Genomic DNA, 21,184 nt, shown 5'->3' on the forward strand with positions numbered 1-21,184 from the left:
CCTCATTCCGATTTCGGATGCACAGAATGGACACGCAGCCCACCACCCGATACGAAGGACCCATGGCACAGCTGACGACGTTCTCGGAGCCCGATTCCTCCTTGTCCGATCCCGCCGACCTGTTCGTCGAGTACCTGCGCTTCCACCGCGGTGAGCTCGCCCGGCGGATCACCGCGTTGAGCGACGACGCGCTGGCCACGTCGGCTGTGCCGTCGCAGTGGACTCCCCTCGAGATGCTCATCCATCTTGTGTACATGGAGCAGCGCTGGTTCGTCTGGGGGTTTCTCGGGCGCGCCGTCGACGATCCGTGGGGGGACAAGAAGGACGGCTCCTGGCATGTGCCGAACGACGTGTCGGGGGCGGCATTGCTCGCTCGCCTCGACGACGGCGCTCGACTGACCGAGCAGGTGCTGCGGTCTCATCGCATGGAGGACGTGGCAGCACTCGGCGGACGATTCACCGAAGAACAGCCCACCCTGATCTGGATCTGCTTTCATGTACTGCAGGAATACGCCCGCCATCTCGGCCACCTCGACGTCGCCGTCGAACTGACCGGCGGGCCCACAGGCGAGGGGCCGCAATGAGAATCAACATCACCAGTGTGTTCGTCGACGATCAAGACAAGGCACTCGCGTTCTACACCGACGTACTGGGCTTCGTGGTCAAGCACGACATTCCCATGGGCGGAACAGATCGCTGGCTCACGGTCGTATCTCCTCAGGAGTCGGAGGGCACCGAGCTACTGCTCGAGCCCAGCGGTCATCCGGCAACCGGCCCGTTCAAGACGGCACTGTTCACCGACGGCATTCCGTTCACGCAGTTCGCCGTCGAAGACGTTGCCGCCGAACACGATCGGCTTGTCGGACTGGGTGTCAGGTTCACTCAGGAGCCCACCGAGATGGGCCCGGTGATCACCGCCGTGTTCGACGACACCTGCGGCAACCTGATTCAGATCATCGCTCCGGTGAGCTGACCGGTCACACGTTCGCGTACAGATCGACGGTGGTGCCGTCGGGATCGTGCACGACGGCATAACGCTGCCCCCAGAACGCATCCCACGGCTGCAGGTGCCCTGTGTACCCCGCGTCGGTCACCGCCGCCCACGCGGCGTCCACTCCGGCGGCCGTGCCGCAGTCGAATGCCAGCGCGACGCGGTGGCCGCCGCTGGGCTCGGTCCACGTCGGATCGAACGAGGTGATCGTCGAGGGTAGGTCGAACAACAACCGAACCCCACCGAGGTCGACCTCCACATGTTGCTCGGCGTCGGCCTGGGCCGGAATGTCCAGTCCCAGAACGCGGTAGAACGCCAATGCAACTGCCATATCGGCGACGACGATTTCGATTCCTGCCAGACGTGGTTTCACCCGGACAAGGCTAGCCACGTCAGCCCCAGTTCGCGGCATTTGTCAGGCAGAACGGATGCCCGGCCGGATCCAACAGCACACGCCAGGTCTCACCCGGTTGCTCGTCGGGCACAGTTGCACCCAACTGCACTGCGGCTTTCGCGGCCGCATCCAGATCGTCGACCGCGAGATCGAAGTGAAACTGTTTGCTGCCCTTGGTGTTCGGCCACTCCGGCCGCTGATAATTCTCCACGCGTCCGAATCCGAGCGCGCTGGAGGGCCCCTGCAGCATCGCGTAATCCTTCTCCGCGTGGACGACGGTCCAGCCGAGCAGCGCAGACCAGAACGTCGCGCTGGCCTCGGGATCTCCGCAGTCCAGCGTGACCATCTTCAGGGTTGCCACGGGTGCATCGTTCATGGTGTTTCTCCTCGACAGCGTCGATCGTTTCTCGAAGGTGTCGGACCAGACTCCTACACTGACGCCCGTGCCGGATAGGAAAAATGCGACAGCCACCCACGCCGGTGTCCTGCGGCCGGATCAGCTGGCGCAGTACGTCGACCTGGTCCGGCTGCCGTGTGCGGCGTCGTTGGAACCGTGGGTCGAGAACTACTGGCAACTTCGGTGGGATCTGCCGTCGGGCACCTCGTATCGCAGCTCGACCCTGCCCCACCCGGCATGCACGCTCAGCGTCGAGCACGGCTGGACCCGCGCCGGCGTCACCGAGCCGGTGGTCGTGACCGGAGTGCTGACCCGACGGTTCGACGTCGAACTCGCCGAGTCCGGGTGGGTGTTCGGCGTCAAGTTCCGACCCGGCGGCTACGCGAGCTTCACCGGAACCGTGGCCCGAACTCTGCGCGACGTCCCAGTAGCTACGCCCACCCCCTTTCGATCGGAGACCGTCGCCGCGTTGACGCAACTGGACGCACAGCACGATGCCGACCACTGCCGAACCGTCGTCGACGCGGTTCTCGCGCCCTACGCCCGCGATGTCGAGCCGGAGTACGAGATCGTCTTGGATGTCATCGGCACGATGCTCGGTGATCGGACGCTGATACGCGTCGGCCAGGTGGAGGACAGATGTGGCATCGGGACTCGTCGGCTGCAGCGGTTGTTCGAGCGTTATGTCGGTGCGACGCCCAAGTGGGTTCTGGGCCGATATCGGATTCACGACGCCCTCAGTGATCTCGACAACGGATACACCGGGTCGCTGGCGGAACTGGCTGCGCGGTACGGCTGGTTCGACCAGGCGCATTTCACCCGCGAGTTCACCGAACTGGTCGGTGTCTCTCCCGGTACGTATCAACTGTGAGTAACACCTTCGTCACGCAATGCGACTTTTGCCGATTCGTTTGGCACAGTATCCCGCGGTGCTCGGTAGCACCCGGTGGGCAACCGCAGCACAGAGGAAGAGTGGGCTTCAACGCATGATCAACATTCTCGTCGCCGGTGGAATCGCATTGGCGGTCTCGATTCTGTTGACGCCATTTCTCATCGCGCTGTTCACCCGACAGGGCTTCGGCCAGGAGATTCGCGTCGAAGGCCCGGCGAGCCACCAAGCCAAGCGAGGAACTCCGACGATGGGCGGCGTCGCGATCATCGTGGGTCTGTGGGCCGGTTACCTCGGTTCCCACCTCGTGGCGATGGGAGGCGACGGGCCGTCGGCATCGGCGCTGTTGATTCTCGGTCTCGCGACCGCCCTCGGCATCGTCGGTTTCCTCGACGACTACATCAAGCTCCGGATGAAGCGAAGCCTCGGCCTCAAAGCCACCGGAAAGTACGTCGGGCAGATCAGTGCCGCAGTGATCTTCGCGGTTCTGGCACTGCAGTTTCGCAACGGCAACGGGCTGACGCCGGGCAACGTCGAACTGTCACTGGTGCGTCAGTCGACGTTCTTCACGATGGCTCCGATCGTCTTCGTGCTGTTCTGTGTGTTCCTCGTCGTTGCCTGGTCCAATGCCGTCAACCTCACCGACGGGCTCGACGGGTTGGCGGCGGGCTCGATGACCCTCGTCCTCGGCGCCTACACGGTGATGACGTTCTGGCAGTACCGGCAATCGTGCGCCACCAATTCGGTGGCCGGGTGCTACCAAGTGCGTGATCCCCTCGACCTCGCTGTCGTGTGCGCGGCGGCCGCGGGAGCATGCATCGGATTCCTGTGGTGGAACGCAGCACCGGCCAAGATCTTCATGGGCGACACCGGCTCCCTGGCACTCGGTGGTCTGCTCGCCGGCCTGTCGGTCGTCAGCAAGACCGAGCTGATCGCGGTTGTCTTCGGAGCCCTCTTCGTCGCCGAGAGCGCGTCGGTGGTCATCCAGGTCGCGTCCTTCAAGTCCACCGGCAAGCGGCCGTTCCGGATGGCACCGATCCACCATCACTTCGAGTTGGGTGGCTGGGCCGAAACAACGGTCATCATCCGACTGTGGCTGTTCGCGGCCATCGCGTCGGCGCTGGGGCTCGGATTGTTCTACAGCGAATTCCTCGCGGCCGTCGGCTGACCTCTACGATTCCGATATGACCGACGAACTGTCTCCGCTGGCCAAGGTCGATGCTCTCGCCGCCGAACTCGAGACCCTCGATGCTCGACGCGTCGCCATCGGAGTCGAACTCGTCAACCTTCAGTTCGGACTCGACGGAAACGCAAAGATCCGCGCCACCGAGGTCTTTCACAGCGACTACCTGGGCAGGCTGTTCACGTTGGTCGACGAACTACGCACGGACGAGTAGGGCTCGCTAGAGCGCATCCGGGTCCGATCGTGACACCGCAGTCAACCGAAAATCCCTCAGGGACAACGTCCATGCCGCCACCGCGGCCAGCACGGCACCGCCGACCGGAAACACCGTCCATGGACTGCCGATGATCGGGGTGAACGACGACGATGACGCGTCGTCGACAGCAGCATCAGAACTGTAGAGATTTCCGACGTAACCCTCATCGTCCTGAATACTGACGCCGGACAGACCCCCGGTTGCGATCCCGAACGGCGACTCCGGTGACTCGGCGGTGCCACCGAGGATAACGATGGATCGTGCCCACATCGCTGCCGGATCCGGAGCACTTTCCGATTGATGTGGCGGCCAGTGCGTCCACGCGAAGGCGCTGCCCGCTCCCAGCGCGGCACCGACGACGATCAGCAACGTGAACAGGTGGGCGGAACTGTACTGACGGTCTCTGACGACGCGCATTCCGGAATCGACGAGAAACCACGCCACCACCAGAGCCAGAGCCACTCCGGCGGCAACGAGATACAGCGACACAGGGAACCAGCTCGGTCGCAGATGTGCCGTCCCAGGAGTGTCCGGCGGTTCGGTGATCGCAACGTGCCACACCACTGCGGCCGCAGCCCCTGTGGCCGCACCGACGCCGGCGAGCACTGCGACGAGCGCTCTGCCGGATGGTCTGTCCACGCGCGAGACTCTACCGGCCAGTCGGTCTCTTGACCTGAAGCATTGTTCAGGTTCTACCGTTCGATGCATGACGACACAGCGCCCCATGCAACCACCCGACAAGCAACCCATCGGCTTCTGGACCGTCCGCGCCGGGGAGGCCGTCCGCGCTCGAACGCGCGGAGTGCTCCGCGACATCGGCATCACCCAGGCCGAATGGTGGCTCCTGCATCAGATTTCACTGCATCCCGCTGGTGCCGATCGAGCGAAGACGATCGACACGATCGGACACAACGACACGCCCGAAGCGATCGTCGACGCAATCGACTCCGCTACCGAGAAGGGTTTGATCATCGAATCCGATTCACGCCTGAAGTTCACACCGGAAGGTCAGCAACGATTTGCCCGCGGCGTGGACATTCAACGAATGCTGCAGGACGAACGCATGCAGGGAATCAGTCAGGACGACTTCGCGACCACCATCCGCGTCCTGCAACGAACCATCGAGAACGTCGGCGGCGACGCATGGCACTGGTAGGGCAGTCGCCCGGAAACGACAGCGTCAGCGTCGCTTTCTGGTGAACAGAACACCGACAACGAGGCCGAGAACAGCGCCGAGGATGGGTAGGCCGAAGACAACGAACGCCGTTGTGTAGGTGATTCCCAACGAGCGGATGTAACTCGAACTGTCCACGACGAACGCGTAGTTGACCCGTCGCGGCCTGATCTCCCACAGCAAGTATCCGAGCGAACCGATCAATCCGAGACACAACCCGACCAGGGTGCTCAACCTACGCATTGCCGTGCGTCCCGCGGGCTGCGTCGGCGAACTCTGCCATGCTCGGGAACTGCACCGCAAAACCGTAGTCGCCGTTCGGCTCCGGTGTTGCGCCCCACCCTGGCCGATCGTGTCTGCGATCGATCCACACCGACGCAAGGCCGTGACGCCGCGCCGGGACGTGATCGTGGAACAGACTCTGTGCCACGTGCAGGAGACGTGATTTGGGCACACCGAAGTCGTCGAGGATCGCGTCGAGCGCATCGAAATGGTTGTCCGCCGGCTTGTATGCGTGCACATCCTCGGCTGTGACGATGGCATCGAATTCAACGCCGAGCCGACGGTTGCTACCGGCAAAACCCGCGCGGTGCACGTTGGACAGAATCACCAGCTTGTAGTGCTCGGCGAGTGATACCAGTGCGTCCGCCGAGTCCGGAAAGGCCGGCCAGTCCGGAACGGAACCGGCGAGTCTGCCTGACCATTCCGGGGTGACCGGAATACCGAGCGCGTCGCCTGTTCGTCCGAATGCGTCGGCCAGGATGTCGGGATAGAGCATCGACGGTGAATCCTGCTGCGCCTGTGCTTCGTTGGGGGCATAGGCGGCGAGCAATTCGTCTTCGGACATCGGCGATCCTGCATCCGCAGCCCATGCGCCGAGCACGTCGCCGATCCCCGACTCCCAATCGATCAGCGTTCCGTAGCAATCGAAGCTCAAGACGTCGTAGTCGGCCAGGTTCATCGGGCTCCCTTGGGTATTCGGTGGCGGTCGGATCCGGATGCCTCTATCGTCTGCAGGTCATGAGCATCGTACTGCGGTTGGCCGACCCTCGACCGATCGATGGTCGGCGGTTGTGACGTCGACCCGGCTACGGCGGGCAACTGCCACCGATGCCGAATTCCTGTACTCGATGGCCTCGGACGCCTCCGTCATGCGGTGGGTGGGCGACGGAAAACCCTGGACAAGAACATATTTCGACCGTCGATTCAGCCGAGCACTGGCGACGACGGACCTCGACACACCCGACCTGCCGATGTGGTCGATCGGCGTCGACGAGGACGTGGTGCCGGTCGGACTGTTGAGCCTCATCCGTCGATCCGATCATGTCGAGGTGGGCTATTGGGTGCATCCGGACCACTGGGGACGCGGCTGTGCTGGGCACATGCTGGGCCAGGTCCGCGAGACCGTGGGCAACCTCGCGTCGGTTGCGACAGTCGCACGCGGCAATGCCGCGTCGCGCCGAGTGCTGGAAAAAGCAGGTTTCACGGTCGTGCAGGACGGTGATCCGTTGACCTATCGTCGATCACCGTCGTCCTGATTCGACTGCTCACCAGGTCCGATCACCAGGACCGCGGCGGACGTGGGCGCACCGATGTTCGCCCGCTCGTGACCCCGCGGACCATCGGACGCGCCAGGAATTCGTGCGGAAAGCCCATGTCGATGGCGCTGACCGAATGCAGCCGAGCCAACTGCGACTCGTCGAAAACGACATCGAGGGCACCGATGTTGTGCTGCAACTGTTCTGCCGTCCGCACACCGATCAACGAACTGACGACGGCGGGATGCAGCAGCGTCCATGCCAACGCCACCTGGGCCGGAGTCGCACCCAGCTCTCCTGCCACCTCGACGACGACATCGGCTGTGCGCACCATCTGAGCCCGACCCAGCCGGGCTCGAAAAGTCGAGCCAACCGTGCCTCCGCCTCCCTATCGTTGTCACCAGAACGAAGGAAAGGCCACCGGCACATGCTCGAACGATGGAATGCAGCACTGGACTACATCGAGGACAACCTCGACCACGACATCGACCCGGCACAGCTTGCTCGCATCACCCTCACGTCCGACTATCACTTTCGACGCGTGTTCTCCGCACTGGCCGGAATCCCACTGTCGGCGTACATCCGACAACGGCGAATGTCGTTGGCAGCCGCAGACATTCTCGCCGGCAACGGGGTGCTCGACGTCGCGACCAAGTACGGCTACAGCGGTGACGCATTCACTCGCGCATTCCGAGACATGCACGGGGTCACACCATCCCACGCCCGCAAGCCAGGGACCACCCTCCGCTCCAGACCACCCTTGGCATTTCACCTGACCATCGAAGGAAAGAGCACCATGGACTACCGCATCACCGAACTGCCCGCATTCCACATCATCGGCAAATCGACGCGAATCCCCCTCACATTCCACGGCGAGAACACCGCCATGACCCAGTTCCACCAGACCCTGCCCACCGGATTCGGCGAACGACTCCGCCGACACGCCGACCTGCCCGAACTCCCCCACATCCTCTTCGTCAGCGATGGCTTCGAGGCCGACCGAACCGACGGCAGTCTCTTCGACTACTACTTCGCCGTCGCCACCACAGCCCCCGTACCGGCCGACCTGGACTCCCTCAGCGTCCCCGCATCGACATGGGCGGTCTTCGAAACACGCAGCGACACCGCACTCGCCCCAGCACTACAACAACTCTGGGCCGACGCATTCAGCGAGTGGTTCCCCTCCCACCCCTTCCACATCACCCCCGGCCCGGAAATTCTGACCGTCACCGACAACACGCCCGACTGGTCATCGGGAGCCGGAGAACTCTGGATCCCGGTTGCCCGCAACCAATGACTCCCCGCCCGCCCTGGTCACTCAATGTGACATTCGGTGGCCTTTTCGGGGGTCAATGGCACATCCAGTGGACTGTGGGGGCGGGGTGTCGGTGCCAACTCATGACTAATCTGGCGTGATGTCCAGTGGTCGCCGGAACGAGTTACGGCGACGGTATCTGTCGCTCGGCCTGGGTGAGGTGTCCGCCGCAGCGGTGTTTGCTTCGATTGCGCTCACCATGGCAGAACCACGGCTCGACGGCAGAGAGGACTCACTGGCCATGTGGTCTGCTCTCACCCCGTTGCTCGCCGTCCTCGTGCAGGCGGGAATCTACTGGTTGATGGCGCGATCCTGGGTCGAACTCAACCCGATGCCACCGGTCATTCGCGCGTTCTATCGCGTATGTCGAGTCGCAAACGTCCCACTGTTGGCGGCTGGGCTCATCGGTGTCGTCGTATGGTTTCCGTCGAGCGCCGGAATTGGCGTCGCACTGCTCGTCGTGTGGCTGTTCGCCGTTGTCGAATTCGTCAACTACTTCGTGGTTCGACTGTCGTATCCCGTACACCGCTGGTGGTCGACAGTCGGTCAGATGCGCACTCCTCGGCTTGTCCTCGACATCAACACGCGTCGCTGATCGAAACAGGGAGCATTAGCACGACATCCCGGTACTCAATGTGACATTCGGTGGCCTTTTCGGGGGTCAATGGCACATCGAGTGGACTGCGTGGGTGCGGGCGCGCCGCCGAGAATCAGGAGCTGCGGCGGGAGAGGATGCTGGTGATTTCCGCCAAGGCCGGCAGAGCTGCGGCGATGGCTTCGCGGTTGTGTCGACTCAGTTCGTCCAATGCGTCCGCGAGTACTTGGGAGCTCGCCGCGTCGTATTCGGCGAGGAGCTTCACAGCTTTCGGCGATGCGGTGAGTGTCGCCCCTCGAAGGTCACCGGCGGTTATCGATCTTTCCACCATGCCGGCGTCGACCATCGCTCTGATCAGGTTGCTCACGGTGGATCGGGCCAGGTTGAGGCGGGTGGCAAGGCGTCCCGGACTCATGGACGGTTCTGCTGCGAGGGCTCGCATCACCTCGATGTGCGAGTCGGCGATGTCGGGCAGCTGCGCGACATCCCGCGTCGCCCGGAGCAGTGATCGCCGCAGGGGCCCCAGCTGTCGGCCCAATTCCGTTGCGGTGGAGTCCATGCGTCGATGATCGCACAGATAGTTTTGCCGCAAACATAGTTTTGTGACAAAATGAAGACCATGACCACAGTCGAGAACCCCATCCCCAGCCAAGATCTGAGCGGCATCGTCGGGCATCGCTTCATCTACACGTACGCCAACAGCTGGCAGTACGAGATGTATGTGAAGAACGCGACCACGATCGACTACCGAATTCACACCGGCATGGTCGGCGGACGCTGGGTCAAGGACCAGGAAGTCGATCTCGTCCAGCTCGACGACGACGTCTACAAGATCTCGTGGAACGAGCCCACCGGGACCTCGGTCGTCGTCAACGTCATCCCAGGAAAGCGTCGTCTGCACGGAACCATCTTCTTCCCGCAGTGGATCGAACTGGACGGAACCAAAACGGTCCTCTACCAGAACGATCACCTCGACGAAATGCGTGCGTACCGCGACGCCGGACCGACCTACCCCATCTATGTCGTCCCCGAGTTCGCCACGATCACGCTCTTCGAGAACGTCGGAGCCGACGACGAGACCATCGTGTCCGACGCACCTGGCGATCTTCCCGACGGCTTTGCAGACCGAACGAACTGACGTGCGCCCCGATCTGACGTTCGTCGCGCACTTGTCCGTCACGGTCGGGGAGCCCATCGATCTCGGCCAGGTCAGCGACGGACATCGACGCCTCGTGCCGATCCTCGGTGGGACCGTTGACGGGCCGGCGATACGAGGACGCGTCCTGGCCGGCGGCGCCGACCACCAGGTCCTCAGATCGGCCACTGTCACCGAACTCGACGCCCGATATGCACTCGAGACCGACGCAGGCGAACGAATCTCGGTCCACAACGTCGGGATGCGCACCGGCAGCGAACAGGACATCGACGCACTGACACGCGGCGAGCAGGTTCCCGCCGACCGAATCTACTTTCGCACCTTTCCCCGACTGTCGACGTCCGCCGACTCCCTCAGCTGGATGAACGGGACACTCTTCGTGGCCACCGGTGAACGTTTACCGAATTCCGTCGAACTGGACGTCTACCAACTCACATGACGGAGGCAGATATGCACCGACCCCAGTGCACTCAATGGCACATTCAGTGGCCTTTTCGGGGGTCAATGGCACATCGAGTGGACTGCCTAGGCGATCAGGTGAGGCTTTCGCCGTAGACGTGGTCGACGGCGATGGTCACCAGTACGCGGCGATCCGCGGCCATTGCGGCGCGGTATTCGGTCCAGTCGGGGTGCTCTCCGGCGGCGGCGCGGTAGTAGTCGACCAGCGCATCGATTTCGGGGCTGTTCGGGTTCGCTCCCGGTCCGGTGAGGGTGACGGTTCCTTCTGCTGTTGCCCAGGCCTTGCCGTCGGCGCTGGTCACTTCGAGTGCAGCGCGCGGGTCTCGGCGTAAATTTGCCGTCTTCGCTCGTCCTTCGGTGACCGAAATCTTGATTGTTCGCTCGGTGCGATCGTAGAACGGCGTCACCGGCGACAGTTGCGGCAGGCCGCTCGCTTTTATCGTGGCGAGTACGCCGAGTCGGCTGCGCTCGAGGAGGTCGTGTGGATCGAATGCTCCGCTGGTCATGGCTTCACCTCGGGGTCGTCGAGCGAACTGGCACGATCATGGTGGGCAACACGGTCGTCGGTGCCGTTGTTCCTCGGCCTGTCGGTACGGAGGTCGTCGGCATATGTTCCGATTGCGCGACGGTATGTGCCGAGCGCAGGCTTCGCTGCCTGCAGTGCCGCCCGCAGCGCGCCAGCACCATCGCCCAGATCCCACAAGATCAGGGCATTGAATGCATCTCGCGCAGAGGAGAATTCGTCGGAAAACTCGAAGTCTTCCAACACACGCGACGCGTCCTCGAGTCGCCCGACATTACGCAGCGAACTGGCGAGCTGAATTCTGGCCTTGCTCTCGTGACGGAATCGAGCCCACTCGACAGCGCCGCCTCGTACAACGGAATCGCAGCCGATTCTTCGCCCAGAAAATCCTCGAGCGACGCACGTTCGAACAGGGCCCGTGCTCGGGAAAGCCTTGTCGCCGAGAGCAACTGATTCATCTCCGACCGCATCAAAGCAGGCTCGCCGTCATCTGCGTGGCACCAGAACGCAGCTATGGAGTCCATCTGGGCCCCCCGGGATTCGGCCGGACCGCTACCGACGAACGACATGCGCTCACGTTCGTCCCCTCACCAGTCCATCCTTGCAGAGCATGCCTACGCTTGGAACCTTCACTCTGCGATGTTCTGTGAACCGAAGCGAAGTACACAATCGGTGTGAGTCGTCATCGACGGTATCGGCCGGGCTGCGAACTCGAAAAGATGGTGAACAGCACCACCACCGACCTGGGTGAAGCCGGGTCTCGAAACGTCCCACTCGATTGACACGTCGGTGAACGGTAAGCAAACGTATAGCCATGCAACTGAGATTTCTGGCCGGCATCTCGACGGCCTTCGCATGCAAGCTTCTGCTGATGCGAGTGCTGACCCTCAAGTTGCAGCGAGACATCGAGGCGCTCAACAACGGAAACTATCGCCCACTGCTCTCGTCGTTCCACCGAGACGCGGTGCTCAAATTCGCCGACGGTGACAGCCGATGGTCGGGCACCCACCGCGGACGACCGGCAATCGAAAAGTTCTTCCAGGACTTCGTCGCCGCCGGCATCCGCGGGCAGGTCACGGAAATCTACAGCGGCGGAGCCCCCTGGCGCATGACCCTCCTCGTCCGCTTCGACGACCAAGCACACGCAGCCGACGGCACCGAGTTGTACAGCAACCGAACGGTGCTCCTTGTCCGCACCAGCTGGGGCAAAATCGTCTCGCAAGAGGACTTCTTCGAGGACACCACACGCATCGACGCATTCGAGCGGAAATTGCGCCAACTTTAGATTCGGTCTCCCCTCCCCCCAGTTTTGCCCCTTCACCCCGGTACTCAATGTGACATCTAGTGGCCTTTTCGGGGGTCAATGTCACATCGAGTGGACTCCGGGGGCGGTCGGGCGGGGGCGGCGATAGGTCACCTGGGGGTAGTCGTCGGTATGCGAGACGCTCGCGTGCACGTTGTACACCTCGCGCACCAGGTGTTCGGTGATCACTTCGTGTGGGGTTCCCGATGCCACGATGCTGCCGTTGTTCAGGACGATGATGCGGTTGCAGAACATGGCGGCGAGGTTGAGGTCGTGGAGGGCGATGTAACTGCTCAGGGGTAGGCCTGCGACGAGGGTGAGGATGTCGAGTTGGTGTTGGATGTCGAGGTGGTTGGTCGGCTCGTCGAGCAGTAGTTCGGTGGGTTGTTGAGCGAGGGCCCGTGCGATCTGGGCGCGTTGGCGCTCTCCGCCGGAGAGGGTGTGCCAGCGTCGGGTGGCTTTCGACGCCATGGCCGTGTCGGTGAGTGCCTGTTCGATCGCGGCGTCGTCGGCGGCTGTGTCTCCGCCGAGGATGCCGTGGTGGGGGATGCGGCCCAGGCGTACGACGTCGCGGACGGTGATGTCGACGTCGGTGTCGGAGTGTTGGTCGACCATCGCTACGCGGCGGGCGATGCTGCGACGACGTTGGGTGCGCAGGTTCTTTCCGTCGAGCAGCACGTCGCCGCTGTCGGGTGCCACGATGCCGGCGAGGATTCGTAGTAGCGACGATTTGCCGGATCCGTTCGGGCCGATGAGCCCGATGGTTTCGCCCGGTTCCGGCGCGAAGCTGATGCCGTCGAGAATCGGGTTCCCGCCGCGTGTCCAACGAATATTGTTCACGTGCAACGTCATCGGGATCTCCTGAGTCTAAACAGAATGAGCGCGAATGCCGGCACGCCGATGAGTGCGGTCACCACTCCGACGGGTATTTCCTGCGGCGCGAACAGCGTTCGGGCGATGGTGTCGACCCACACCATGAAGATCGCGCCGATGACCACCGTCGTCGGAAGCAGTCGTCGATGCCGTGCGCCGACGAGAAAACGTGCGGCGTGCGGCAGAACGAGACCCACGAACCCGATGGCTCCGGCGGCGCTGACAAGCGAGGCCGTGATCAGTGCGGTGATGATCAGCAACAGGATTCGCACCCACTTGACCGGTACGCCGAGGGACGCGGCCGCGTCGTGCCCGAATGTGAAGGCGTCGAGGGCCGAGGTGTTGAACAGACACACCACCATTCCGAGCAGCGCAACCGATCCGCACAGCGCCACGTCCGTCCAGTCGGCACCGCTCAGCGATCCGAGGAGCCAGAACAGCACGCCGCGTGTCTGTTCGGCGTCGGCCGAGGAAATGACGATGAACGACGTCAAGGCCGAGAACAGCTGCGTCCCCGCGACCCCGGCCAGCACCACGCGGTCGTTTCCGCCACCTGCGCCTGCGGCCAGCAGCATCACCAGGACGAACGAGAGCAGCGCACCGGCGAATGCCCCTGTGGACAAGGACAAAGCGCCACCGCCGACGCCGAGAACCGCGACGAGGACCGCTCCGGTGGATGCACCGGACGAAATGCCCAGGACGAAGGGATCGGCGAGGGGGTTACGCAGCAGTGATTGCATGATCGCCCCGCACAGCGCGAGACCCGCGCCGCACACGGCGGCCAGCAAGGTCCGGGGCAGGCGCAGCTCCCAGACGATTCCGTCCTGGATGCGACTGACTCCCGAACTCCCGATACCCATGTGCGTCGATATCACTCGATACACGTCGGGCACCGACACGTTCGCGGGTCCAATGGTGACGGCGACGCCGATCGAGAGCACCAACAACGCCGATCCTGCGAGCAGCAGTGGGACGAGCACCCCGCGATCGGTGCGGCTCATCGCGACGCCATTCCCCAATCCTGCAGGGCGGCCGCGACTTTCTCGACACCGTCGATCGTCCGAATGGACGGGTTCAGATCGGCACCGTTGACAACGATGTACCGCTTGTTCTCGACGGCGGGCATTCGGTTCGTGACCGAGTTCGACTCCAGGAAGCCGATCTTGCTGTCCAGGGCGTCCCCGGCGATACTGCGTCGACTCAGATCTGCGAGCACCAGTGCAGTCGGGTTGCGATCGAGCACACTCTCCCAATTGACTTGTGGCCATTCGTCGGTGGTGTCGGCATAGATGTTCTCGGCGCCGACGGAGTCGGTGATGATGCCCGACGATCCGCAGCAACCGGCCATGTACGGCGTATCGGTGTCGGCGAACCAGTAGGCCAACGACACACCTGACGCGTCGACCGAACCGGAGGCCTTCTCGAACCGATCCTGCAGTTCGGCGACCAGGCGCTCGCCACGGTCTCGTACGTCGAAGACCGCCGCGAGATCACGAATCTCCCGATAGACGGTGTCGATCACCAGCGGCTCCGTGCGAGCACCGTCGGAATTGACGCTCTCGTCCGTCTTGCCCTGACAGTCGGTGGGCGAGAGGTAGTTCGGGACGCCGAGTTGCTCGAACCTGCTCCGATCTGCGACTCCCCCGGGTCCGAGGGTGCCGCCGAAGGACGCGGTCACGAAGTCGGGCTCGGTATCCAACACGACCTCGAGCGATGGCTTGTTGTCTGCGAGCCTCGGCACCCTGGCGTTCTCGGATTCGAGGTTCGAGCGGACCGGGTCGGTCCAGGTGGCGGTGCCCACCATCCGGTCTGCGAGGCCGAGCGAGAGCAGTATTTCCGTCGAGCTTTGGTTCAACGACACCGCCCGTTGCGGTGGTGCGTCGACGACGACGTCGCGTCCGCAGTTCTCGATGGTCAGGGGATAGTTCCCGGAGGTGTCGGTGGACGCGTCGGGGGTCGACGCGGTCGAACAACCGGAGACCAGAAGGATGGAGACAGCGCCTAGTGCGGCGAGAGAGGTACGCATCGAAGAGCTTCCTGCTTGGGGCTCGTGTCGCGGAGCCGCGGGTGGGGTTCGATCACGACGTCCGAGCATTCGGACTTCGAGCTCTCACCCGTCACCGTTGCGCGCCAGCTCCGGAGTTGCACCGGATTCCCTCGTTCGTCGCGTGCTGACCCTATCGCGCGAGAGCGCCGAGAGGTCAGTGCGCCGGCGTCGAGACCGGTACCGACGGATACGAGCTCGGAAAGGCTCCGCGCGCGACCACTACGACTGTGAGTGCCACAGCCACCAGGATCGTCGCCGCAGCGGTCACCGCCCCGATGCCTCTGGCGTCGACGACGACGCCTCCCACCAGGGCCCCGGTGGCAATGGCCAGTTGGAAGGCGACGACGTAGATCGCCGACGCCTTGTCGGCGTCGGCAGGGGCGGCCCGAACCACGGCGGACTGGATGCAGACCGGCAGTGTGGTGAAGGCCAGACCCCACAACGCGATCGCCCCGACAGCAAGGACGGCCAGGCTGCCCGGTGCTGCGCTGAGGGTGCCCCACAGGATCGCCGTCGCGGCCGCGACGGCACCCAGAGCTGCGATGGTGGAGGGCCGCGGCCAACGGTCGTACGTTCTGCCGATCACCCAGATACCGACGACTCCGAACAAACCGTAGAGCATCAGCATCAGCGTCAAAGTGGTTCCGGCCGAACCGATTGCGCGATCGACGATAAGCGAGAAGTACGTGTACGCGGCGAAATGGCCGAGGACGGCCAGGAACGTCACTCCACACAGGATCGCCAGGGTGCCGTCGAGCACGCGCGGTGATTTCTTGTTGCCCGCAGCTGCCCGGGTGACCGGTAGTGCGGGGAGGACGAAGTAGAGCGCCACCGCGATAGCGGCGGCGACGACACCGAGAATCGTTGCAGCAGTGCGCCACCCGAACCACTGACCCATGGCCGCGGTGATCGGATTTCCGGCGACCAACGCCAACGAGGTGCCGGCGTACACCGTGGCGATCGCTTTTCCTTGCTTACCGGGAAGTGCGAGTGACGCCGCGACGGGTGCGACCACGGCCCAGAAGACTCCGTGGGTGGCCGCGCACAGCATCCTCGACAGCACCAGCATCGGGTACCCGACGGACACCGCGGACAGCAGTTGCGAAAGGGCCAGTGCTGCAACGGTGATGACGACGACCCGTCGCCGCGGCCAGTCGCGTACGAACCTGATCAACGGCATGGTCATGACGGCGACGCCGTATGCGTAGAAGGTCAGCAGCAGACCGACAGCGGATTCGCCGACGCCGAGATCGCCCGAGATCTCCGGAAGCAGACCCACGGGCAACGTTTCGGCCGTGACATAGATGAAGGCGGCTGCACCGAGGACCAGCAGCTTGGGGAGGGGCGACGACATGCTGTGTATCGTTACACAGGACGTCGACGCACGCTAAGGTGACCCCGTGAACAATCGGGTGACGATGGCCGACGTCGCGGCGTCTGCGGGAGTCTCCACGATGAGCGTCTCGTACACCTACAACCAACCCGACCGCGTCTCGCCTGCCACCCGAGACCGCGTCCACGCAGCGGCGGCGGCCCTCGGATACGCAGGTCCCAACCGTGCGGCACGCTCGCTCCGCAGCGGAAAGCACAACAGCGTCGGCGTCGTACTCGGTGAAAAACTCACCTACGCCTTCGAGGATCCCCAGGCCCGACGGTTCCTCTCGGGCATCGCCGACGCGTGTCTCGACGCCGACACCGCGCTGGTGATGTTGCCGAACCTGCACCGCGACAGCGATATTGCGAGAATTCGCGACGCGCAGGTCGACGGCTATGTCGTCTGGACCACCGGCGTCGACGACCCCGTCCTCGACGTGCTCGTCGGCACCGGTCGACCCACCTGCGTCCAGGGCGGCCCTCAGCATCCGGGATTGCACTCCATCGGAATCGACGACCGCGCGGCCGCCGACGCGATCGCCACCATTGCTCTGCGCAATCGGCGTCGGCCCGCGATAGTTGCACTGCGACCCGATTCGCGACGCGAATCGACGGTGGTGCACGGCGCCGACGCGTCGGGCATCTCGATGCCGGTGACCCGCGCACGACTCGAGGGCTACCGCGATGCGTGCGTGCGTCGAGGAATCGAGTGGTCGACGGTACCGACGCTGTTCACCACCCACAATTCGCGCGAAGAGGGCACACGGGCAGCACGACTGTTGTTGCGCGACAACGTCGTCGATGTGATGTTCGCGATGAGCGACGAACTCGCCTTCGGCGCACTCGACGCGGCGACGGGTGCCGGTATCGACATTCCCGACCACGTCGCACTGACCGGATGGGACGACTCCCCTGCAGCGGCGGCGGCCCACTTGACCACCGTCGCGCAATCGTTGTTCGACCAGGGCCGATCGGCGGCCCGGTGGGTGCTCGGTCTCAGCGACGCCGTCGACGCCGCGGTGTGGAACATCGAGACGCGAGGGTCGACGGGCACGCTGCGTGAGGGCCAGTAAAAAGGGCGTGCTCCCCGTTTATAGGCGTTAAGCAAACTCTTCGGCTAGTATCGCCGGTGGCCGTCCGGCTACTAGGGGGCACTGTGAGTCGAGAACACGACACGCCGCTCCGCCGTGCCGACCCCAACCCGACGCTCGACGCCCTCACCGGGCTTGCGAACCGGGACGAAATCCTGGCCACCATCACCGCCGCGCTGGTCGACCTAGGCCCTGACCAGCACTTCAGCGTCCTCCTCGTCGACATCGACGGCTTCCGTGAATTCAACGACGCGCTCGGACCGGCCCAGGGCGACGAGCTGCTGTGCATGGTCGCCGACCGACTCACCGCATCGACTCGACCCGGCGACACCATCGGCCGACTCACCGGGGACGAATTCGTCATCGTCGCCTACGGCTGCCATTCCCTGGCAGCCCGAGCGATGGCCGCGGGATTCGCCAGCATCTTCGAGCCCCCCTTCGAGCTCGGCGGCCGTCAACTCACCCTCACCGCCAGCGTCGGTGTCGCGTCCACCACCGGGAGCACCGATCGCGCCACCCAGCTGGTGCACAACGCGACCGCCGCGATGCACGCCGCCAAAGCCACCGGCCGCAACCGGCATCACATCTTCACCGACGAGCTGCACCACACCAACCGCACTCGGCTCGAGCTCCTCGAACGACTGCGCGGAGTCGCCATGACCGCGCGCGAGCTCACCATGGTCTACCAACCCATCGTCGAACTCGCGACCGGAGCCGTGGTCGGAGCCGAAGCCCTCGTTCGCTGGAACCACCCCGAACTCGGACTTCTGATGCCCGACGCCTTCATCCCCCTCGCCGAAGACAACGACCTGATAATCCCCCTGAGCATGTGGATTCTCACCGACGTCGCGGCAACCATCGCCGACTGGCAATCCCGAGCGATCATGCTCCAGGTCGGTGTCAACGTCAGCCCCGCGCACTTCGCCGCAGGAACCCTGGCCACCGACGTCATCGACATCGTCGACACCCACGGCATCGAACGCGGTCGACTCGCACTCGAACTCGCCGAATCGCAGACGCTGCACGACCTCGACGCCGTGCACTACCAACTCCGCGACGTCCAACGCCACGGCGTCCTCATCGCCATCGACGACTTCGGCTCCGGCTTCTCCTCCCTCGAACGACTCGCCACCCTGCCCGTCGACATCCTCAAAATCGACAGATCCCTCACCCAACACCTCGACAGCACCAACCTGCACCGACGCCGCGCCATGACCACCCTCTGCACCGCCCTCGTCGACGTCACCACCACCCTCGGCAAAGACACCGTCATCGAAGGCATCGAGACCACCGAACAACTCCGAATCTGCACCGACATGGGCGTAACCTTCGGCCAAGGACACCTCCTCGGACGACCCATGCCCGTCGCCGAACTGGAGCAATACATCACCCGACACAGCAGCCACAGCGAATCCGCATGAGGAACCGAACGTGAAGATAGACAACGAAATTCAACGCTTCACCGACGCACCCCGCGCCCAACTCTCCACCATCAACCCCAACGGCACCCCACACCTGGTCCCCATCGTCTTCGCTGTCGCGCCCACCGGCGATCACATCTACACAGCCATCGACTGGAAACCCAAAACCACCCAGAAACTGCAGCGACTCGACAACATCCACGCCGATCCCGCCGTCAGCCTCATCGCCGACCACTACTCCGACGACTGGTCCCAACTCTGGTGGATCCGCGCCGACGGCAACGCCCGCATCGTCGACGCGGGAAGCGCCGAAGGCACAGTCGGTACCGACACCCTCGTCGCGAAATACAGCCAATACAAGAACAACCGACCCGAGGGGCCGGTCATCGTCATCGACAAACTGTCCTGGAGATCGTGGTCAGCTTCCTGATCGTTTTACTTCCTCTCCCCCAAGCATCGCCCACCCCACCGCCAGACCTCTACCGTCTGACCACTCCCGGCTGACCACTACCGTCTGACACCACTACCGTCTGACACCACTACCGTCTGACCACTCAATGTGACATCCGGTGGCCCTTTCGACCGTCAATGGCACATCGAGTGGACTGCACGTGGGTCGGAGGGCACCGAAAACCAGTGGAATCGGCAGTAGCAGGGAGTCAGACTGTCGCAATGGTCAGCAAACCTCCCGTTCGGATTGTCACCGACCGTCTCGTGGTTCGACGCGAGACGGCAGACGATGCTGTTGTCATAGCCGAGGCGATCGACCGAAATCGGGTCCGCCTGCTGCCGTGGCTCGGTTGGGCCACCGAGGACGCTGCAAACAGGTCGGCGCAGATCGTCCGCATCGCGGAAAGCCGGAAGTTGTGGGACGCCGACGAAATGTACGACTACGGGATTTTCGGTCGATCCACCAGCGCATTCCTGGGGAAGATTGCATTGCACCGACGAGTCGGACCGGGTGGGATCGAAATCGGGTACTGGCTCGACAGTGCAGCCGAGGGTGACGGCATCATCTCGGAAGCCACCGCGACCCTCACGCAAGAGGCATTGAAACTCGCCGACGTCGATCGCGTCGAAATTCATTGTGATGCAGCCAATTCGAGGAGTCGAGCCGTTCCGCGGCGGCTGGGTTTCGTCCTCGACAGGATCGAGCCGCGAGCTTTGGCCGCTGCGGCCGAAACCGGAGACCACATGATTTGGGTGTATCAGCCCGATCGGCGGTAGGACGGGTCGACGGTGACGTGGGGGCGCGGACGCGCGAGCGCCTGTCGGTACCGGGACCGCAGGTCGGAGAGAACACGTTCCGGATCGTCGCGAATATCGCTCGGCAGGTGAGTCACGACAATGATGCCGGCGTTCTGAGCGCGCTCCCGTCGTTCCACGGTGGCGCGGTGCGCCGCGGGTGACAGGTGATATTCGAGCGAGTCGATCTCCCAGTCGAGGGCGACGTCGTCGAGCCAATTGTCGGCCACCAGTAGCAACCTGCCCGACTCGTCGCGTACCGCGACATTGTGAGTCATCGGGGGAAGACCGCTGCGTGCGTACAACTTCTGCGCGTGTGCTTCGGCAACGGAGTGCGCGCCGGCGGCCAGTTCGCGAAGTACTCGACGAGGCATCGCGGTTCCACGCGTGGTGCCGGCGTCCAGTTCCTTCATGATCGCCTCGATCGTTGCGGCACCCCGCTGAACGACACTGGCAACGAGCGCCATGCACTGCTCGGCGTTCTTCATGCGGCGAATTGCGTCGCACAAACACCGAACAACCGGCGCGACGGGAAGACCCGACTTACTTTCCGCCGTTGGCATCCGCCACGTACGTTCCACCGCGGCGAAGCTCACGGACCTGCGGTGCTGCGCCTCGGGAATGAGCACGAACGTCTCCTCGAACGAGCCGGACGTACCGAGACCATGCAACGCCAGCCCGGCCCGACCACTGATGACGCCATCACGACCGCAGTAGATGGACGCGGCAACCGCCCGCTCCAAGGGCGTCAGCGAACGGTTCTTCAAGAACACCAGGCCAGGTAGCGCCCGTGACCAGATACCGTCCGGCAGCGTGCGCCGAACAATCGTCTTCGACGCGACGCCGAGTTCGAGAAGATGAGCAGTCCGCACCAGCCCGCGATCCGATGCGGCCGCAATTACCCTCGCATCGACCCGTGCGCCGCCCCTCTTCATACAGACAATCCTGCACGCTCGGCCG

29 protein-coding genes, 1 pseudogene and 1 riboswitch are annotated in these 21,184 nt (G+C 63.7%); of the genes and pseudogenes, 16 read left to right on the plus strand and 14 right to left on the minus strand.

Annotated features, from left to right (window positions below; translation table 11 throughout):
• Nucleotides 1-62 precede the first annotated feature (62 nt).
• Nucleotides 63-584 (plus strand): mycothiol transferase, encoded by a 522-nt coding sequence (locus tag CH281_RS03675; RefSeq protein WP_094693105.1) that lies wholly within the window; start codon nt 63-65, stop codon nt 582-584.
• Nucleotides 581-973 carry a VOC family protein gene (locus tag CH281_RS03680; protein ID WP_094692991.1) on the plus strand — a complete coding sequence of 131 codons (393 nt, stop codon included), beginning with the start codon at nt 581-583 and terminating at the stop codon, nt 971-973. The genes CH281_RS03675 and CH281_RS03680 overlap by 4 nt, the downstream gene beginning before the upstream one ends.
• A 4-nt stretch (nt 974-977) precedes the next feature.
• On the opposite strand, the gene CH281_RS03685 is transcribed toward CH281_RS03680, so the two are convergent.
• The gene (locus tag CH281_RS03685; protein ID WP_094692993.1) at nt 978-1,364 is read right to left on the minus strand and encodes a VOC family protein; all 387 of its coding nucleotides are present in this window, start codon (nt 1,362-1,364) and stop codon (nt 978-980) included.
• Nucleotides 1,365-1,383: 19 nt separating this feature from the next.
• Complete coding sequence (locus CH281_RS03690; RefSeq protein ID WP_032367582.1) at nt 1,384-1,761, minus strand: VOC family protein; 378 nt, start codon at nt 1,759-1,761, stop codon at nt 1,384-1,386.
• A 67-nt stretch (nt 1,762-1,828) separates the two neighbouring features.
• Here CH281_RS03690 and CH281_RS03695 point away from each other — a divergent pair, with 67 nt between their 5' ends.
• The 3 genes from CH281_RS03695 to CH281_RS03705 all read left to right on the plus strand — a co-directional run bounded on the left by CH281_RS03695 (nt 1,829) and on the right by CH281_RS03705 (nt 4,068).
• Nucleotides 1,829-2,653 (plus strand): helix-turn-helix transcriptional regulator, encoded by an 825-nt coding sequence (locus tag CH281_RS03695; RefSeq protein ID WP_256983344.1) that lies wholly within the window; start codon nt 1,829-1,831, stop codon nt 2,651-2,653.
• Between the two features lie 115 nt (nt 2,654-2,768).
• Nucleotides 2,769-3,839, plus strand: a complete 1,071-nt coding sequence (mraY, locus tag CH281_RS03700; protein WP_027494939.1) for a phospho-N-acetylmuramoyl-pentapeptide-transferase — start codon at nt 2,769-2,771, stop codon at nt 3,837-3,839.
• A gap of 16 nt (nt 3,840-3,855) precedes the next feature.
• Nucleotides 3,856-4,068 (plus strand): hypothetical protein, encoded by a 213-nt coding sequence (locus CH281_RS03705; RefSeq protein WP_027494940.1) that lies wholly within the window; start codon nt 3,856-3,858, stop codon nt 4,066-4,068.
• A 6-nt stretch (nt 4,069-4,074) separates the two neighbouring features.
• Here CH281_RS03705 and CH281_RS03710 read toward each other — a convergent pair whose 3' ends face one another.
• Nucleotides 4,075-4,749 carry a hypothetical protein gene (locus CH281_RS03710; RefSeq protein WP_094692995.1) on the minus strand — a complete coding sequence of 225 codons (675 nt, stop codon included), beginning with the start codon at nt 4,747-4,749 and terminating at the stop codon, nt 4,075-4,077.
• A 67-nt stretch (nt 4,750-4,816) separates the two neighbouring features.
• Here CH281_RS03710 and CH281_RS03715 point away from each other — a divergent pair, with 67 nt between their 5' ends.
• Entirely contained in the window at nt 4,817-5,266 is a 450-nt protein-coding gene (locus tag CH281_RS03715) for a MarR family winged helix-turn-helix transcriptional regulator (RefSeq protein ID WP_032389476.1), read from the plus strand.
• Nucleotides 5,267-5,290: 24 nt separating this feature from the next.
• Here the strand turns inward: CH281_RS03715 and CH281_RS03720 are convergent, their stop codons facing one another.
• Both CH281_RS03720 and CH281_RS03725 read right to left on the minus strand, forming a co-directional pair.
• Nucleotides 5,291-5,527 (minus strand): hypothetical protein, encoded by a 237-nt coding sequence (locus tag CH281_RS03720; RefSeq protein WP_032371437.1) that lies wholly within the window; start codon nt 5,525-5,527, stop codon nt 5,291-5,293.
• Nucleotides 5,520-6,245, minus strand: a complete 726-nt coding sequence (locus CH281_RS03725) for a haloacid dehalogenase type II (protein WP_032371436.1) — start codon at nt 6,243-6,245, stop codon at nt 5,520-5,522. The genes CH281_RS03720 and CH281_RS03725 overlap by 8 nt, the downstream gene beginning before the upstream one ends.
• Before the next feature lie 112 nt (nt 6,246-6,357).
• On the opposite strand from CH281_RS03725, the gene CH281_RS03730 reads away from it, so the two are divergent.
• On the plus strand, nt 6,358-6,822 hold the full coding sequence (locus CH281_RS03730; RefSeq protein WP_179274102.1) for a GNAT family N-acetyltransferase: 465 nt from the start codon (nt 6,358-6,360) through the stop codon (nt 6,820-6,822).
• A gap of 22 nt (nt 6,823-6,844) precedes the next feature.
• Here CH281_RS03730 and CH281_RS03735 read toward each other — a convergent pair whose 3' ends face one another.
• Entirely contained in the window at nt 6,845-7,156 is a 312-nt protein-coding gene (locus CH281_RS03735; RefSeq protein WP_094692999.1) for an aldo/keto reductase, read from the minus strand.
• 93 nt (nt 7,157-7,249) lie between these two features.
• On the opposite strand from CH281_RS03735, the gene CH281_RS03740 reads away from it, so the two are divergent.
• The gene (locus CH281_RS03740; protein ID WP_094693001.1) at nt 7,250-8,119 is read left to right on the plus strand and encodes an AraC family transcriptional regulator; all 870 of its coding nucleotides are present in this window, start codon (nt 7,250-7,252) and stop codon (nt 8,117-8,119) included.
• A gap of 118 nt (nt 8,120-8,237) precedes the next feature.
• The gene (locus tag CH281_RS03745; protein WP_179274103.1) at nt 8,238-8,732 is read left to right on the plus strand and encodes a hypothetical protein; all 495 of its coding nucleotides are present in this window, start codon (nt 8,238-8,240) and stop codon (nt 8,730-8,732) included.
• 115 nt (nt 8,733-8,847) lie between these two features.
• Here the strand turns inward: CH281_RS03745 and CH281_RS03750 are convergent, their stop codons facing one another.
• Nucleotides 8,848-9,291: a MarR family winged helix-turn-helix transcriptional regulator gene (locus CH281_RS03750; protein ID WP_094693005.1), complete on the minus strand. Its 444-nt coding sequence runs from the start codon at nt 9,289-9,291 to the stop codon at nt 8,848-8,850.
• A gap of 60 nt (nt 9,292-9,351) precedes the next feature.
• On the opposite strand from CH281_RS03750, the gene CH281_RS03755 reads away from it, so the two are divergent.
• Nucleotides 9,352-9,870: a phenolic acid decarboxylase gene (locus tag CH281_RS03755; RefSeq protein WP_204847195.1), complete on the plus strand. Its 519-nt coding sequence runs from the start codon at nt 9,352-9,354 to the stop codon at nt 9,868-9,870.
• A gap of 1 nt (nt 9,871) precedes the next feature.
• On the plus strand, nt 9,872-10,327 hold the full coding sequence (locus tag CH281_RS03760) for a DUF3237 domain-containing protein (protein WP_094693009.1): 456 nt from the start codon (nt 9,872-9,874) through the stop codon (nt 10,325-10,327).
• Between the two features lie 94 nt (nt 10,328-10,421).
• Here CH281_RS03760 and CH281_RS03765 read toward each other — a convergent pair whose 3' ends face one another.
• Nucleotides 10,422-10,853 carry a PPOX class F420-dependent oxidoreductase gene (locus tag CH281_RS03765; RefSeq protein WP_032400943.1) on the minus strand — a complete coding sequence of 144 codons (432 nt, stop codon included), beginning with the start codon at nt 10,851-10,853 and terminating at the stop codon, nt 10,422-10,424.
• Nucleotides 10,850-11,439, minus strand: a pseudogene (locus CH281_RS27200) (tetratricopeptide repeat protein). The gene CH281_RS03765 and the pseudogene CH281_RS27200 overlap by 4 nt, the downstream one beginning before the upstream one ends.
• A gap of 245 nt (nt 11,440-11,684) precedes the next feature.
• Here CH281_RS27200 and CH281_RS03780 point away from each other — a divergent pair.
• A complete protein-coding gene (locus CH281_RS03780; protein WP_027494954.1) occupies nt 11,685-12,155 on the plus strand; it encodes a nuclear transport factor 2 family protein in 471 nt (156 codons plus the stop codon).
• A gap of 81 nt (nt 12,156-12,236) precedes the next feature.
• Here CH281_RS03780 and CH281_RS03785 read toward each other — a convergent pair whose 3' ends face one another.
• The 4 genes from CH281_RS03785 to CH281_RS03800 all read right to left on the minus strand — a co-directional run bounded on the left by CH281_RS03785 (nt 12,237) and on the right by CH281_RS03800 (nt 16,447).
• Complete coding sequence (locus CH281_RS03785) at nt 12,237-13,025, minus strand: ABC transporter ATP-binding protein (RefSeq protein WP_032371428.1); 789 nt, start codon at nt 13,023-13,025, stop codon at nt 12,237-12,239.
• Nucleotides 13,022-14,047, minus strand: a complete 1,026-nt coding sequence (locus CH281_RS03790) for a FecCD family ABC transporter permease (protein WP_094693109.1) — start codon at nt 14,045-14,047, stop codon at nt 13,022-13,024. The genes CH281_RS03785 and CH281_RS03790 overlap by 4 nt, the downstream gene beginning before the upstream one ends.
• Nucleotides 14,044-15,072 carry an ABC transporter substrate-binding protein gene (locus tag CH281_RS03795; RefSeq protein ID WP_048319045.1) on the minus strand — a complete coding sequence of 343 codons (1,029 nt, stop codon included), beginning with the start codon at nt 15,070-15,072 and terminating at the stop codon, nt 14,044-14,046. The genes CH281_RS03790 and CH281_RS03795 overlap by 4 nt, the downstream gene beginning before the upstream one ends.
• A riboswitch (cobalamin riboswitch) is annotated at nt 15,060-15,256 on the minus strand. (Overlaps the previous gene by 13 nt.)
• Nucleotides 15,248-16,447 carry an MFS transporter gene (locus tag CH281_RS03800; RefSeq protein ID WP_032407768.1) on the minus strand — a complete coding sequence of 400 codons (1,200 nt, stop codon included), beginning with the start codon at nt 16,445-16,447 and terminating at the stop codon, nt 15,248-15,250. (Overlaps the previous riboswitch by 9 nt.)
• Nucleotides 16,448-16,493: 46 nt before the next feature.
• Here CH281_RS03800 and CH281_RS03805 point away from each other — a divergent pair, with 46 nt between their 5' ends.
• The 4 genes from CH281_RS03805 (at nt 16,494) to CH281_RS03820 (ending at nt 20,206) form a co-directional block, all read left to right on the plus strand.
• Complete coding sequence (locus CH281_RS03805) at nt 16,494-17,540, plus strand: LacI family DNA-binding transcriptional regulator (protein WP_032407767.1); 1,047 nt, start codon at nt 16,494-16,496, stop codon at nt 17,538-17,540.
• Between the two features lie 83 nt (nt 17,541-17,623).
• Nucleotides 17,624-18,979, plus strand: a complete 1,356-nt coding sequence (locus CH281_RS03810; protein ID WP_052060782.1) for a putative bifunctional diguanylate cyclase/phosphodiesterase — start codon at nt 17,624-17,626, stop codon at nt 18,977-18,979.
• Nucleotides 18,980-18,989: 10 nt separating this feature from the next.
• Nucleotides 18,990-19,409: a TIGR03668 family PPOX class F420-dependent oxidoreductase gene (locus tag CH281_RS03815; protein ID WP_032407766.1), complete on the plus strand. Its 420-nt coding sequence runs from the start codon at nt 18,990-18,992 to the stop codon at nt 19,407-19,409.
• A gap of 242 nt (nt 19,410-19,651) precedes the next feature.
• The gene (locus CH281_RS03820; RefSeq protein WP_032367599.1) at nt 19,652-20,206 is read left to right on the plus strand and encodes a GNAT family N-acetyltransferase; all 555 of its coding nucleotides are present in this window, start codon (nt 19,652-19,654) and stop codon (nt 20,204-20,206) included.
• On the opposite strand, the gene CH281_RS03825 is transcribed toward CH281_RS03820, so the two are convergent.
• Nucleotides 20,188-21,159 carry a hypothetical protein gene (locus tag CH281_RS03825; RefSeq protein WP_032367600.1) on the minus strand — a complete coding sequence of 324 codons (972 nt, stop codon included), beginning with the start codon at nt 21,157-21,159 and terminating at the stop codon, nt 20,188-20,190. The two genes, CH281_RS03820 and CH281_RS03825, sit on opposite strands and share 19 nt — an antisense overlap.
• Nucleotides 21,160-21,184: the final 25 nt, after the last annotated feature.

This window comes from Rhodococcus sp. 06-221-2 (assembly GCF_002258365.1).
GTDB lineage: Bacteria > Actinomycetota > Actinomycetes > Mycobacteriales > Mycobacteriaceae > Rhodococcoides > Rhodococcoides fascians.